Below are 14123 nucleotides of genomic sequence, written 5' to 3'. Positions count from 1 at the left end.
AGCATACACGTCCGGCCGCCCCGCCGCATCCCTGTTTGAAGCGCTTCTCTAAAGGCCTTGATCAGCCGGGGCCGGGGCCGCCAGGACCGCGGCCGCCGCCCGGACCGCCGAACATCATCTGGCGGCGCTGCCCGCCAGGGCCGCTGAAGCCGCCGAAGCGGTAGCTCAGGCCGATGAAAGCGGTGCGTCCGTTGTTGCGGTTGACCCTGTATTCGCGCAGGCGGTCAGTTTCGGTGATCATCTCCGACTTCTGCGAATCGAACAAGTCGTTGATGTTGAGGTTCAGGGTCAGCGCAGGCGTCAGCTTGCGGCTGTAGTTGAACATGGCCCAGTAGCTCGGCTCGCGGTAGCCTTCGCCGAACAGGGTCTTGCCCTGCCCGGTCAGCATCAGCATGAAGTTGTTGCTCGGGTCCAGCTGGTAGGTCATGTGCCCGCGCAAGGTGAGCGAGGTAGCGCTGCGCTTGTCATCCCTAACGCTGCCCAGCACGGTCTGTTCCGAATAGCCGACGTTGCCGTTGAGCCTGAGTGTCAGCTGGGGAGTGGCGCGGCCGCTGAAGCTGAATTCCAGCCCGCCGGAACGGGCGCTGCCAGCGTTTTCCCGGGTAGTCAGGAGCACATCGTTGGCCAGCACGAAGCGGCGTTCGGAAATCATGTCGGCGTCGCGGCGCGCGTACAGGCGCACGTTGGTGTCGACCTTGCCCAGCTTGGTCTCGAGGCCGAGCTCCAGCGAATCGGTATTGGTCGGCTGGAGGTCCGGATTACCAGACGAGACATTCTGCTCGTCGCGGTACACCACGAACGGGTTCAGGTCGCCAGCGCCGGGACGACGGATGCGGCGCGCATAACTCAGGCGCAGCGTGGTGTCGTCCGACAGGCCATAGGTCACGAAGGCGCTCGGGATCGCATCGAAATAATGATTGGTCGCGCGCATGCCGGTGGTGACCTGGTTCATGTCGAGCTCCGCGTACTCGGTGCGCAGGCCGCCCAGCACACCCCAGTCCTCGTTGACGCGCCACTGGTAAGTGCCGTACAGCGCGTAGGTCGTGTCGTTCAGCTCGAAGCGGTTGGTGCGGGACGTGCTCACACGCTCGGCGCCGGTGACCGGATCGAGATCGAAGAACACATTGTCGAACACGTTCTCGTTGCGCGCCACCTTGTAGCCCACCTTCAGCACGCCGTTCTCGCCGGGCAGCTCGTAGTCGCCGGTGAAGTCGGCGATGCGGGTCTCGGTCGCGCCGGTCTGGTGGACGACGGGCGTGCCGACCCGCGCCGGACGCACGGTGTAGGCATAGTTGTTGCGCGACGCGCTGTCGGCGTCGCTGCCCGACAGGCGCAGGTCCATCTGGAATTTTTCACCCGGGGCGTCGCCCTTGTGGTCGAGGCGAGCGCCCAGGCCGTAATTACGCGACTTGCTGTTGCGCAGGCTGCTCTGCACATATTCGGAGACGACGACGCCGGCTGCGTTGGTGTCGCTGTAGCGATTGTTCGATTCGCCTGTCCTGTCGACTTGCGAATAGTTAGCGGTGAGGCCAACGACGTCCTTGTCGCCCCAGTTGTAGGTCAGACCGCCGTTGGCGCTGGTGTTCTCGTCTTCGTTCAAGCCGTTCGAGAACGAGGTGCTGCGCGCGATCGCGCCGGTGACGGGGTCGATGCGCTCGCGCTGGAGCTCGCCGCTGTTCTCGTTCCTTCCCTTGCTGCGGCCCAGGTTGCCCTGCACGCTGTAGCGGCCTTGCGTGTAGTTGCCGAAGACATTAGTCCGGTAACGGCCCTCAGTGCCGACGTTCGCACTCACGGTCGCGAAACCGCCGGGGCTGCGCTCGCGCCGCATCACCAGGTTGATGATCGGTCCGCCGCCGCCTTCGTTGCCGAACTGCGCGCCCGGGTTGTTAATGACCTCGACCGAGTCCAGGTCGCCCGCCGGCAACGCATTGATCGAGGCCGCGCGGTTCTCGCCCTGCATCATCGCCGAGGGCTTGCCGTCCACCAGAATCTGCACGCTGCGGCCACGAAGCGTCACGTTGCCTTCGCCGTCCACGGCCACCGACGGCACCTTGTTCAGGGTGTCGGCCACGGTGTCGACCGAGGTGGCCGGATCGGCCTTGACGTCATAGCTCTGGCGGTCGATGCGGTTCTGGCTGCGGGTCGCGCTGACTGTCACTGTGGATTCGACCGGCGTTTGCGCCGGCGGCGCAGCAGTTGCCTGGGCTGGCTGGGCCTGGACCGGCGCCTGCTGCTTCGCTTGCTCCTGCACGGCAGCGGCCTGCTGCGCGCTCGCCGCGAACGGGGCGAGCAGCGTACCTGCGACGAGATGCGCGATCAGCGAACGACGCGGATGACGGGAGTGGCTGGCGAAGTGTGAATTGGTAGGCATGGAAGCGGCTCTGCAATATAGGCGAGCGCGATTGTCGCATGCCAAGTTCTTATCGTTTGTAACAAAAGATAACAAGCACGGACTTGAGCGATCGGCGCATGCATACGTGTTGCGCCGCCATGACATACACTTCTGGTTTTCCAGACGAGGGCTCAACCATGAACGTATTCGATTTCAGCGCCACCACGCTCGACGGCAAGCCGATGGACTTGAGCGCCTACCGCGGCAAGGTGCTCCTGGTCGTCAATACCGCCAGTGCCTGCGGCTTCACGCTGCAGTACAAGGGCCTGGAAGAGCTGCACCGCCAGTACGGCGAGCGCGGGCTGGTGGTGATGGGCTTTCCCTGCAACCAGTTCGGCAAACAGGAGCCGGGCACGGAAGCCGAGATCGGCGCCTTCTGCGAGAAGAACTACGGCGTGAGCTTTCCGATGTTCGCCAAGGTCGACGTCAACGGCGACGGCGCCCACCCGCTGTTCAAGCACCTGAAGGGCGAGAAGCCGGGCGTGCTGGGCACGGAGGCGATCAAGTGGAACTTCACCAAGTTCCTGGTCGGGCGCGACGGCGAGGTCGTGAAACGCTATGCGCCGCAGACGGCGCCGAGCGAAATCGCCGGCGACATCGAGAAGCTGCTGGCGCAATAGCGGATTGCAGTTGTAGGGTGGGCAAGTTTCTTGCCCACGTGGTGATAGCTATCGGCTTCGCTCTCGTGCGAAATGATATTGCCGCAAATGATCACCGCGTGGGCGGGAGACCCGCCCACCCTACGAAAATCAAGGCTGTGGGGTCAGGCGGATCGCCTGGCCGCCGCCGGGCGCGAGGCGCAGCTGCAGCGTATCCGCCGCGGTGACGGTCTTCGTCTCCGTCACCAGGTCGAAACGGCGCTCGCTGCGGTAGTCGGCCGCGTCGCCGTCGCGGTAGATCTCGGCGGTATAACGCTTGCCCTTGTCGAGGAAATCGAGAGGCAGCGGCAAGCTACGCGCTTCACCGTCGGTCACCGCGCCGACATACCAGTCGTCGCTCGCGCGGTCCTTGCGCGCGATGGTGGCAAAGGAGCCCACTTCGCCGTTGATCACACGGGTGTCGGCCCAGTCGGTCGGCACGTCCCTGATGAACTTGAAGGCCGCCGGATACTTGGCGTAGTTCTCCGGCAGGTCGGCCGCCATCTGGATCGGCGAATAGATCACGACGAAATTCGCCAGCTGCTTGGCCTGGGTCGAGTTGAAGACCTTGTTGTCCGCGCCCACCAGGCTCAGCACGCCCGGCGTGTAGTCCATCGGGCCGCTCAGCATGCGGGTGAACACCAGCTTGGCCTCGTGGTCGACGCTGTTCGGCGGATTGCCCCAGGCGTTGTACTCGACGCCGCGCGCGCCTTCGCGCGTGAGCCAGTTCGGGTAGGTGCGACGCAGGCCCGTGTCCTTGACCGGCTCGTGGGTGTCGATCGACAGCTTGTATTTCGCTGCCTCGGTCACCGCCTTCAGGAAGTGGTTCACGCCTTCCTGCGAATCATAGTGGCCGTAGCGCGGCTTGCCGTCGCGGCCCGTGAACAGGGCGCTGCCGGCTTCGTGCACATAGCCCGACTTGATGCTGTCCACGCCCAGCTTCGCATACAGCTTGTACGCCGCATCCATCTGCTTTTCATAGGCGACGATGTTGGCGCCGGTTTCGTGGTGGCCGATCAGGCGCACGCCTTTCGACTTGGCATAGGCGGCCAGGCCCGGCAGATCAAAATCCGGGTAAGGCTGGGTGAAGCTGAAGTCGGCGCCGCCGTGGCCCCAGTCGCTCTCCCAGCCCTTGTTCCAGCCCTCGACCAGCACGCCGCGGAAGCCGTTCTGGGCGGCGAAGTCGATGTACTTCTTCGTGTTGGCGGTGGTGGCCGCGTGCTTCGGGCCGGCGTTCCAGGTGCCGCTCTGCAGGTGCATCTGCCACCAGACGCCGACGAACTTCGAGGGCTTCACCCAGCTGACGTCACCGAGCTTGTTCGGTTCGTTCAGGTTCAGCACCAGGTCGGACATGTACAGGCCGGCCGCGTTGTCCGCGATCTGCATGGTGCGCCATGGCGTGGTGAAGGCGCCCTTGCGCACCACCGCCGGGCCGCTCGGCGACGGGGCCAGCATGGCGCGCAGCTTCTGGCCGTCGACCTTGCGCAGCCACATGGTGGCATAGTCGACCAGCGCCGCTTCGTGGAAGGCGATGTGGGTGCCATCAATCAGGCGCACGGTGAGCGGCGTATTGGCGATGCCGATTTCCTTGAGCGGCGCCTTGCGGATCTCTTCTTCGAGTCCCGGCAGTTCGGCCGCCGGAATCCACCAGGCTGTGGCTGGCTGAGCCACCGTGAATTCGGTCAGCTCGTCGATGATCTCGGCTTCCTTCAGCTGCGGCTGGGCCGGGAATTCGTAGCGGAAGCCGACGCCATCGTCGTAGATGCGGAATACCACCGCCAGCTGGCGGCCGGCGCGGTTCTTCTGCTCCAGGTCGACGCGCAACTCGCGGTAATGGTTGCGCACGAAGCGACGCTCGCCCCAGGGCTGTTCCCAGGTGCTGTCATGGTCGCTCACGGCTTGCTTGCGCAGGCTGAAGCCGCCGTCGAGCTTGTGTGCATTGGCCAGGTTGAAGCCTAGGCGCGAGGGGGCGATGAGCTCCTTGCCCTTGCGCTTGACGCCATAGGCGAGCTTGCCCATGCCGTCGACCTGCACTTCCACGCTGATGACCTTGCCCGGGGAGTCGGCGCTGGCGATCAGTTTCTGGGCCCAGGCCGGCAGGGCCAGCAGGCAGGATGCTGCCACGGCAGCGGCCGTGGCAAATGTGCGGTGGAAGTGCATCGGGTCTCCTTGTCGTGTAATGCGCCGTAGGAAAACTACCTTTACTACGGCTGAGCATCACATAGTACGACAAAAAGATGTAACTCGACTACCAAATCAACGCGTCCGGATCCAGGCGGCGCCGTGGGTGATGCAGGCGCGGTTGACGTTCTCGAGGAAGCGGATGGCCTCTCCCTGCGAGACGCCCGGCGGCATCAGCTGGGCGAGCGAGGTGTCTTCGGTGACGCGGTCGAGGCCATAGGAAATGGCGCGCGATACGTCGCGTGCCAGTCTGCCGTCGCTGTTGTACAGCGCATCATAGACGCCGGCTTCTTCCCATACGGGCACGAGGCCGGGCGTGGTGGAATCCTCGAAGACGACCATGGGCGGCAGGCCTTCGTCTTCACGGATAAGTTGGAAAATGAAACTCAAGATCGATCCTTTGCATGCAAAACGAGGCGATCCTAGCACGGTGGGGCCGGTACACGGCGCGTGCCGTGCCGCCCGCGAATCAGTCCAGCGCCCGGTCGATCAGCTCGATCCAGTGCGTGACCGGCGTCTGCGTCCCCGACTGCAGGTGGGTCATGCAACCGATGTTGGCGGACACGATTTCGTCCGGCTTGCAGGCCTGCAGATTGGCCAGCTTGCGATCCCGCAGTTCGTGCGCGATCTCCGGATGCAGCACCGAATAGGTGCCGGCCGAGCCGCAGCACAGGTGGCTATCGGCGCACAGCGTGACGTCGACGCCGGCGGCGCGCAGCACGCCCTCGACCTTGCCGCGGATCTGCTGGCCGTGCTGCAGCGTGCAGGGCGGGTGATAGGCGACGCGCTTGGCGATCTTCCCTTGCAGCTTCGCGGCGATCTGCTCCTCGAACTCCGGCAAGATTTCGGACAGGTCGCGCGTGAGCATCGAAATGCGTCCAGCCTTGGCCGCATAGGCCTCGTCGTGCGCCAGCAGGTGGCCGTATTCCTTGACGGTGACGCCGCAGCCGGAAGCGGTCATGACGATCGCCTCGATGTCTCCCTGCTCCACCCAGGGCCACCAGGCGTCGATGTTGCGGCGCATGTCGTCCAGGCCGGCCGCCTGGTCGTTCAAATGGTAGCGCACGGCGCCGCAGCAGCCGGCCTTCGGCGCTGTGATCAGCTGCACGCCGAAGGCGTTGAGCACGCGCGCGGTGGCGGCGTTGATGTTGGGCGCCATCGCCGGCTGCACGCAGCCCTCCAGCACCAGCATCTTGCGCGCATGGGTCCGGGTAGGCCAGGCGCCGGCGCTGCGTGCGGGCTGCAGCTTGTCCTGCAGCCCTTTGGCGAGCACCGGGAGGGCGAGCTGCCCTGCCCTGAAGGCCGGCTTGAACAGTGCGCCACGGGGCAGGAACTCCTTGAGCGTGCTGCGCTTGACACGGTCCTTCAGGGGGCGCGGCACGCGTTCCTCGACCACGCGGCGGCCGATGTCCACCAGGCGGCCATACTTGACGCCCGACGGACAGGTGGTTTCGCAGTTGCGGCAGGTGAGGCAGCGGTCCAGGTGCAGCTGGGTCTTGCGGGTCGGCTCCGCGCCTTCCAGCACCTGCTTGATCAGGTAGATGCGGCCGCGCGGGCCGTCGAGTTCGTCGCCCAGCAACTGGTAGGTCGGGCAGGTGGCGGTGCAGAAGCCGCAGTGCACGCAGGCGCGCAGGATGCTTTCCGCTTCCTTGCCGTCCGCGGTGTCCTTGATGAAATCGGCCAGGTTGGTTTGCATATCAGTACAGTCGTCCCGGATTGAAGATGTGCGCCGGATCGAAGGAATTCTTCAGGCGTTCGTGGATGCGCGCGACCGCCGGCTGCAAGGGCTGGAACACGCCCACGGATTTGTCGCCGCCACGGAACAGGGTCGTGTGGCCGCCGGAGGCGGATACCGTAGCGCGGATCGTGGCGGCATCGCGGTCGGTACGCAGCCAGCGCTGGGCGCCGCCCCACTCGATCAGCTGCACGCCGCCGAGCTTGAGCGTATCCGTCGTGGAGGGCAGCGACAGGCGCCACAATGCCTCCTCGCCGCCGAAGAAGGGCAAGCGCTGCTCGCGCAGCTCTTCCCAGAAGCACGCCGAGTTGGGCATGGTCTCGCCGCCGATCAGGCGCACGGCCGCATCCACGGCCGCCTGGGCGCCCGACAGGCGCAGCCACAAGCTGCCGTTGTGCCAGCAGCTGGCGGACAGCGGCAGCGGCTGGCCGCCCCATTCGTTCAGCTTGCGGATGGCCTCTACCTCGGACAGTTCCAGGCACAGCGTGGTTTCGGCAAAGGGCTTCGGCAAGACCTTGACCGACACTTCCAGCAGCAGGCCGAGGGTGCCGAGCGAACCGGCCAGCATGCGCGAGACGTCGTAGCCTGCCACGTTCTTCATCACCTGGCCGCCGAAAGTGAGCACGTCGCCCTTCCCGTCCAGCAGCTTCGCACCCAGCACGAAGTCGCGCACGCCGCCGCTGGTGGCGCGGCGCGGACCGGCCAGGCCGGCGGCGATGGCGCCGCCCAGGGTGGCTCCATCGCCGAAGTGCGGCGGCTCGAAGGCCAGCATCTGGTTGCGTTCGGCCAGCACCGCCTCGATCTCGGCGAGCGGCGTGCCGCAGCGCGCCGTGATCACCAGTTCGGTCGGCTCGTAGTCGACGATGCCAGTATAGCCGCGCGTGTCGAGGATCTCGCCCTCCAGGCGCTGGCCGTACCAGTCCTTGCTGCCGCCGCCACGGATGCGTAGGGACTGTTTATCGGCTGCGGCGGCGCGCACCCGTTGCTGGAATTGTTCGATCGATTGCATGTGTTAAAAACGCGGGAGGTCGGGGAACGGCAGCTCGCCGCCATGCACGTGCATCTTGCCGAATTCGGCGCAGCGGTGCGGGGTCGGGATGGCCTTGTCCGGATTGAGCAGCATGGGCGCATCGAAGGCGCGCTTGACCTCGAAAAAGGCGTCGAGCTCCTTGCGGCCGAACTGCACGCACATGGAGTTGATCTTCTCCATGCCCACGCCGTGTTCGCCGGTGATGGTGCCGCCCACCTCGACGCACAGCGCCAGGATCGCCGCCCCGAAGGCCTCGGCGCGATCGAATTCGCCCGGCTGGTTCGCATCGAACAGGATCAGCGGATGCATGTTGCCATCGCCCGCATGGAACACGTTCGAGCAGCGCAGGCCGAAGGTCGTTTCCATCTCCTCAATGCCCTTCAATACGCGCGCCAGCTGCTTGCGCGGGATGGTGCCGTCCATGCAGTAGTAGTCCGGCGAGATGCGCCCTGCCGCAGGGAAGGCGTTCTTGCGGCCGGACCAGAAACGCATGCGCTCGGCCTCGCTCTGCGAGACGGCGATCGCCGTGGCGCCGGCGCCTTCGAAGACCGCCTTCATGCGTTCGATTTCTTCCGCCACCTCCAGTGCGGTGCCGTCGGCCTCGCACAGCAGGATGGCAGCGGCATCGGTATCGTAGCCGGCGCGCACGAAAGGCTCGACCATGCGCACCGAGGTGCGGTCCATCATCTCCAGCCCGGCCGGGATGATGCCGGCGGCGATGATGCTGGCCACCGCATTGCCGGCGGTGATGACGTCGTCGAAAGAAGCCATGACGACCTGGGCCACCGCAGGTTTCGGCACCAGTTTCACGGTCACCTCGGTGACGATGCCCAGCATGCCTTCCGAGCCGATGAACACGGCCAGCAGGTCCAGGCCGGGCGCGTCCAGCGCTTCGCTGCCGAGTTCGATGATCTCGCCTTCGATGGTGGCCACGCGCACGCGCAGCACGTTGTGCACCGTCAGGCCGTATTTCAGGCAATGCACGCCGCCCGAGTTCTCGGCCACGTTGCCGCCGATGGTGCAGGCGATCTGCGACGAGGGATCGGGCGCGTAGTACAGGCCGTGTTGAAAGGCTGCTTCGGAGATGGCGAGGTTGCGCACGCCCGGCTGGACCACGGCGGTGCGCGCGTACGGGTCCACCCGCACGATGCGGTTCAGGCGCGCGGTCGAGATCACGACCCCGTCCGCGATCGGCAGCGCCCCGCCCGACAGGCCCGTGCCGGCGCCACGCGGCACGATCGGCACGCCGAGCTCGCGGCAGGTGTTCAGGATCGCCAGCACCTGCTCTTCGCTGGTGGGCAGGGTGACGATCATCGGCAGCTGGCGATAGGCCGCCAGGCCGTCGCATTCGTAGGGACGGGTGTCTTCGGGGTCGGACAGGACGCAGCCGTCAGGCAGGCGCGCACGCAGGCTTGCCGCGACCTGGTCGCGCCGTCCGGCGAGAGTGGATGGTATGGCGCTCATGGTTGAATTGTAGGCAGAATCGGGCACAAGCGCTGCGTTTTATCGTATGCTCGCCCTATCGTTTTTTTACTATATTGCATAAGGCTGCATCATGGGCAATCGACTTTCCAAAATCGCCACCCGCACGGGCGACGACGGCACCACCGGCCTGGGCGACGGCAGCCGCACCGGCAAGGACAGCGCGCGCATCCATTCGCTCGGCGAAGTGGACGAGCTCAACTCCTTCGTGGGCCTGCTGCTGTGCGAAGAGATGCCGGGCGACCTGCGCGAGGAACTCATCTCGATCCAGCACGACCTGTTCGACCTGGGCGGCGAGCTGTGCATCCCGGGCTACGAGATGATCAAGGACGAGCACGTGGCGCGCCTGGACGGCCTGCTCGAGAAGTACAACGCCGACCTTCCGGTGCTGAAGGAATTCATCCTGCCGGCCGGCTCGCGCGCCGCTTCCCTCGCCCATGTGTGCCGCACCGTGTGCCGCCGCGCCGAGCGCAGCATCGTGGCGCTGTCGCACGCCGAGCAGATCCGCCCGCATCCGCGCCAGTACGTGAACCGCCTGTCGGACCTGATGTTCGTGCTGGCGCGCGTGCTGAACCGCTTCGCCGGCGGCAGCGACGTGCTGTGGCAGCACGAGCGCAAGCGCGGTTGAGGCAGGAAACCGGCGTATGGAAGACTTCATCGGCATCTACGACAATGCCCTCACCGCCGAGCAGTGCGACGCGATCCGCGCGCGCTTCGATGCCAGCGGCAAGGTCGCACGCGGCCGCACCGGCAATGGCGTGGACGTCAGCAAGAAGGACAGCTACGACCTGACCATCAACGGGCATGCGGAATGGGACGACGTCGGCGCCCTGCTGACGCAGACCATGGCGCGCCACCTGGCGCAGTACATGGACAAGTACCGCATGCTCCTGATCGGCGCGCTGTCGCCGCAGGTGGCGCATCCGCAGACGGGCGAACCGGTGACGCTGTCACTCAGTAATTTCGACGAGTTCGGCACGCCGAACGTGGTGGCGCTGATGCAGTCGATCTACCGGGTCGGGAACATCAACCTGCAGAAGTACCTGGAGGGGACCGGGGGCTACCACCACTGGCATTCCGAGATCTATCCGCAGAACGCCGGCTGCGAGACCCTGCACCGGGTGCTGCTGTGGCAGTTCTACCTGAACGATGTGGAAGATGGCGGGGAGACGGAGTTCCTGTACCAGGGGCGCAAGGTGGAGGCGCGCAAGGGACGCCTGATCATTGCGCCGGCGGGGTTTACGCATACCCACAAGGGGCATGTGTCGCGGAGCGGGGACAAGTATATTGCGACCTCATGGATTTTGTTCCAGAGGGCGGAGGCCTTGTTTGGGCAGCCGGGGTAAGGCTGCTGTATAAGACTTCGGATGGAAAATTGGGTTCCGGCCTTCGCCGGAACGACGGTCTTTAGGCTAACTCAACGTCATAGGTAACGTGTGCTTTAACCGTTAGCTTTAAAACCGTCATCCCGGCGCAGGCCGGGATCCAATTTTCGCAAGCACACCGATCAGGTGTTATTCACCACCAGCCGCGGCTCACCCACGGCAAACCTCGCACGAATCGAAGCAGCAATCCCCTTGGCATCCAGCCCCACCGACGCCAGCAGCGCCGCCGGATCCCCCTGGTCGATGAACTTGTCCGGCAAGCCGAGATTGAGCACCGGCTTGGCAATCCCTTCCGCCGCCAGCGCTTCCATCACCGCGCTGCCCGCGCCACCCATCACGCAGCCCTCTTCCACCGTCACCAGGCAGTCGTGCTCCTTCGCCAGGCGCTTGACCAGTTCCGTATCTAACGGCTTCACGAAGCGCATGTTGGCCACCGTGGCGTTCAGCTCTTCGCCGGCCGCGACGCTCGGCGCCACCATCGAACCGAAGGCCAGGATGGCGATGCCCTTGCCTTCGCGGGCTACTACCCCCTTGCCGATCTCGATCGAGCTCAGTTCTTCCTGGATCGCCGCGCCGACGCCGGCGCCGCGCGGATAGCGCACCGCCGCCGGGCCCGGGTAGTGGTAGGCGGTGGTCAGCATCTGGCGGCATTCGTTCTCGTCCGACGCGGCCATGACGACCATGTTCGGGATGCAGCGCAGGTAGGCCAGGTCGTAGTTGCCGGCGTGGGTGGCGCCGTCGGCGCCGACCAGGCCTGCGCGGTCGAGCGCGAAGGTCACGTCCAGGTTCTGCAGGGCCACGTCATGGATCAGCTGGTCGTAGCCGCGCTGCAGGAAGGTCGAATAGATCGCCACGACGGGTTTCAAACCTTCGGTGGCCATGCCGGCCCCGAACGTCACCGAATGCTGCTCGGCGATGCCGACGTCGAAGTAACGCTCCGGGTACTGCTGGTGGAAGCGCACCATGCCCGAACCTTCGCGCATCGCCGGCGTGATGCCGACCAGGCGCTTGTCGACGGCCGCCATGTCGCACAGCCAGTTGCCGAACACTTCGGTGTAGGTGATCTTGCTCGGCGCGGTGGCCGGCTTGATGCCTTCGGTCGGGTTGAACTTGCCGGTGCCGTGGTACAGGATAGGCTCGGCCTCGGCCAGCTTGTAGCCCTGCCCTTTTTTCGTCACCACGTGCAGGAACTGCGGGCCCTTGAGCTTCTTGATGTTCTCCAGGGTCGGGATCAGGGAATCAAGGTCGTGGCCGTCGATCGGGCCGATGTAGTTGAAGCCGAACTCCTCGAACATCGTGGCCGGGACCACCATGCCCTTGGCGTGTTCCTCGAGCTTGCGCGCCAGGTCCAGCACCGGACCCGGCAACACGCTTTTGCCCACGTTCTTGGCCGCGGCATAGAACTGGCCGCTCATCAGGCGCGCCAGGTAGCGGTTGAGCGCGCCCACCGGCGGCGAGATCGACATGTCGTTGTCGTTCAGGACCACCAGCAGGTTGCAGTCTTCCTCGACGCCCGCATTGTTCAGGGCCTCGAAGGCCATGCCGGCGGTCATGGAGCCGTCGCCGATCACGGCGATCGCGTGGCGGTCTTCGCCTTTCAGCTTGGCCGCCTGGGCCATGCCCAGGGCCGCCGAGATCGAGGTCGACGAATGCGCGGTGCCGAAGGTGTCGTAGATGCTTTCGTCGCGCTTCGGGAAGCCCGACAGGCCGTTCAGCTGGCGCAGGCTGGGCATGCGGCCGCGGCGGCCGGTGAGGATCTTGTGCGAATAGGTCTGGTGGCCCACGTCCCACACGATGCGGTCGTGCGGGGTGTTGTAGACGTAGTGCAGCGCGATGGTCAGTTCCACCGTGCCCAGGTTCGAGGACAGGTGGCCGCCGGTCTTCGACACCGAGTCGAGCAGGAACTGGCGCAGCTCGGTGGCGAGCGGGATCAGTTGCGTGCGCGGCAGCTTGCGCAGGTCCGCGGGGTCGTTGATGGTCTCTAGCAGGTTCATTTATGCCTTCCGCTGCACGATGAGGTCCGCGAGTTCGCGCAGCCGCAGTGCTTGTTCTCCGAATGGCGCCAGCGCATCGTGCGCTTCACGCCGCAGTTGCTCGGCCAGTTCCTTCGATTGGTCCAGCCCAAGGATCGACACATAGGTCGGCTTGTTGTCGGCCGCGTCCTTGCCCGCGGTCTTGCCCAGCGTGGCCGAATCGGCCGTCGCATCCAGCACGTCGTCCACCACCTGGAAAGCCAGGCCGATCGCCTTCGAATAGGCGTTCAATGCTTCCAGTTCGGTGGGCGACAAGTCACGGCCGGCCAGCGCGCCCAGGATCACCGAAACGCGCAGCATCGCTCCGGTTTTGAGCTGGTGCATGCGCTCCAGTTCCTCGCGCTGAAGCGCCAGGCCGACGCTGTCAAGGTCGATTGCCTGGCCGCCGCACATGCCGCTCGAGCCCGCCGCTTCGGCCAGCAGGCGCAGCATGGTGACCTGGCGCGCGGGCGGCACGGTAGCGATGCCGGCCAGGGTCTCGAACGCCTGGGCCTGCAGGGCGTCGCCGACCAGCAGCGCGGTCGCTTCGTCGTAGGCGACGTGCACGGTCGGCTTGCCGCGGCGCAGGTCGTCGTCGTCCATGCAGGGCATGTCGTCGTGCACCAGCGAGTACACGTGGATCATCTCGACGGCACTGGCCACACGCGCCAGCGCGTCGGTGTCGCCGCCGAACAGGGCGCCGCTGCCGTAGGCCAGCAGCGGACGGATGCGCTTGCCGCCGCCGAGCGTGGTGTAGCGCATCGCTTCGTGGAGCTTGTGCGGGATGGTGGTGGCAGCCGGCAGGAAGGTCTCGAGCGCATGCTCGACGTCCTGCTGTACCTGCTGCATCCAGTCCTGGAATGGCTGCGTCATTGCTCGCCCTCGCCTTCGGCCGAGAAAGGCTTGAGCATGTCGCCTTCGAGCACCTTGACCTGGGACTCGACCTTTTCCAGCTGGGCAGCGCAATACTTCACCAGCTCGGAGCCGCGTGCATAGGCGGCCACCGAGGCTTCGAGCGGAAGCTGGCCGGATTCCATCTGCGACACGAGCTGGGCCAGCTCGGCCATCGCGCCCTCGAAGGATTCCGGCGGCGCGCCATTTGTCATATTTGCCATAGCTATTTAATAGGGACGGCGCAAGGGTGCGCCATGGGACAGTCCAATCGCGTATTTTAGTCCAATCCTTCCCGTCAAGGGGCGCACATTGCATCGAACGCAACTTGCTCCGATGGAAGCTTTTAACGCGATTGCGCCTGCCTCGATGAAACC

At 65.4% G+C, this 14123-nt stretch carries 12 protein-coding genes; 3 read left to right on the top strand and 9 right to left on the bottom strand.

What is annotated here, in order from left to right; all coding sequences use genetic code 11:
• Positions 1-61: 61 nt before the first annotated feature.
• Positions 62-2371, bottom strand: a complete 2310-nt coding sequence (locus FG94_RS10160) for a TonB-dependent receptor domain-containing protein (protein WP_081925912.1) — start codon at positions 2369-2371, stop codon at positions 62-64.
• Positions 2372-2529: 158 nt separating this feature from the next.
• Here FG94_RS10160 and FG94_RS10155 point away from each other — a divergent pair, with 158 nt between their 5' ends.
• The gene (locus tag FG94_RS10155; RefSeq protein WP_036210629.1) at positions 2530-3012 is read left to right on the top strand and encodes a glutathione peroxidase; all 483 of its coding nucleotides are present in this window, start codon (positions 2530-2532) and stop codon (positions 3010-3012) included.
• Between the two features lie 129 nt (positions 3013-3141).
• On the opposite strand, the gene FG94_RS10150 is transcribed toward FG94_RS10155, so the two are convergent.
• The 5 genes from FG94_RS10150 to FG94_RS10130 all read right to left on the bottom strand — a co-directional run bounded on the left by FG94_RS10150 (position 3142) and on the right by FG94_RS10130 (position 9440).
• Complete coding sequence (locus tag FG94_RS10150) at positions 3142-5190, bottom strand: glycoside hydrolase family 97 protein (protein WP_036210626.1); 2049 nt, start codon at positions 5188-5190, stop codon at positions 3142-3144.
• Positions 5191-5286: 96 nt separating this feature from the next.
• Positions 5287-5601: a hypothetical protein gene (locus FG94_RS10145; RefSeq protein WP_036210623.1), complete on the bottom strand. Its 315-nt coding sequence runs from the start codon at positions 5599-5601 to the stop codon at positions 5287-5289.
• A gap of 79 nt (positions 5602-5680) precedes the next feature.
• Positions 5681-6907: a glycolate oxidase subunit GlcF gene (gene glcF / locus FG94_RS10140; protein WP_036210620.1), complete on the bottom strand. Its 1227-nt coding sequence runs from the start codon at positions 6905-6907 to the stop codon at positions 5681-5683.
• Between the two features lies 1 nt (position 6908).
• Entirely contained in the window at positions 6909-7955 is a 1047-nt protein-coding gene (gene glcE / locus FG94_RS10135) for a glycolate oxidase subunit GlcE (RefSeq protein WP_036210617.1), read from the bottom strand.
• 3 nt (positions 7956-7958) lie between these two features.
• Positions 7959-9440 carry an FAD-linked oxidase C-terminal domain-containing protein gene (locus FG94_RS10130; RefSeq protein ID WP_036210614.1) on the bottom strand — a complete coding sequence of 494 codons (1482 nt, stop codon included), beginning with the start codon at positions 9438-9440 and terminating at the stop codon, positions 7959-7961.
• Between the two features lie 91 nt (positions 9441-9531).
• On the opposite strand from FG94_RS10130, the gene FG94_RS10125 reads away from it, so the two are divergent.
• Positions 9532-10086, top strand: coding sequence for a cob(I)yrinic acid a,c-diamide adenosyltransferase (locus FG94_RS10125; RefSeq protein WP_027865747.1), 555 nt, complete (start codon positions 9532-9534; stop codon positions 10084-10086).
• 16 nt (positions 10087-10102) lie between these two features.
• Positions 10103-10804: a 2OG-Fe(II) oxygenase gene (locus tag FG94_RS10120; RefSeq protein WP_036210611.1), complete on the top strand. Its 702-nt coding sequence runs from the start codon at positions 10103-10105 to the stop codon at positions 10802-10804.
• 161 nt (positions 10805-10965) lie between these two features.
• Here the strand turns inward: FG94_RS10120 and dxs are convergent, their stop codons facing one another.
• From dxs to FG94_RS10105, 3 genes are read right to left on the bottom strand one after another with little or no spacing between them, the layout of a single operon-like run.
• The gene (gene dxs, locus FG94_RS10115) at positions 10966-12837 is read right to left on the bottom strand and encodes a 1-deoxy-D-xylulose-5-phosphate synthase (RefSeq protein WP_036210607.1); all 1872 of its coding nucleotides are present in this window, start codon (positions 12835-12837) and stop codon (positions 10966-10968) included.
• Positions 12838-13728: a polyprenyl synthetase family protein gene (locus FG94_RS10110; RefSeq protein ID WP_036210603.1), complete on the bottom strand. Its 891-nt coding sequence runs from the start codon at positions 13726-13728 to the stop codon at positions 12838-12840.
• A complete protein-coding gene (locus FG94_RS10105; RefSeq protein WP_027865751.1) occupies positions 13725-13970 on the bottom strand; it encodes an exodeoxyribonuclease VII small subunit in 246 nt (81 codons plus the stop codon). Before FG94_RS10105 ends, FG94_RS10110 begins: the two co-directional genes overlap by 4 nt.
• Between the last annotated feature and the right edge of the window lie 153 nt (positions 13971-14123).

The sequence above is a fragment of the Massilia sp. LC238 genome (assembly GCF_000735635.1).
Lineage (GTDB): Bacteria > Pseudomonadota > Gammaproteobacteria > Burkholderiales > Burkholderiaceae_D > Telluria > Telluria varians.
The sequence above is the reverse complement of the archived record's forward strand: the minus strand, read 5'-3'. Positions and strand labels throughout refer to the sequence as shown.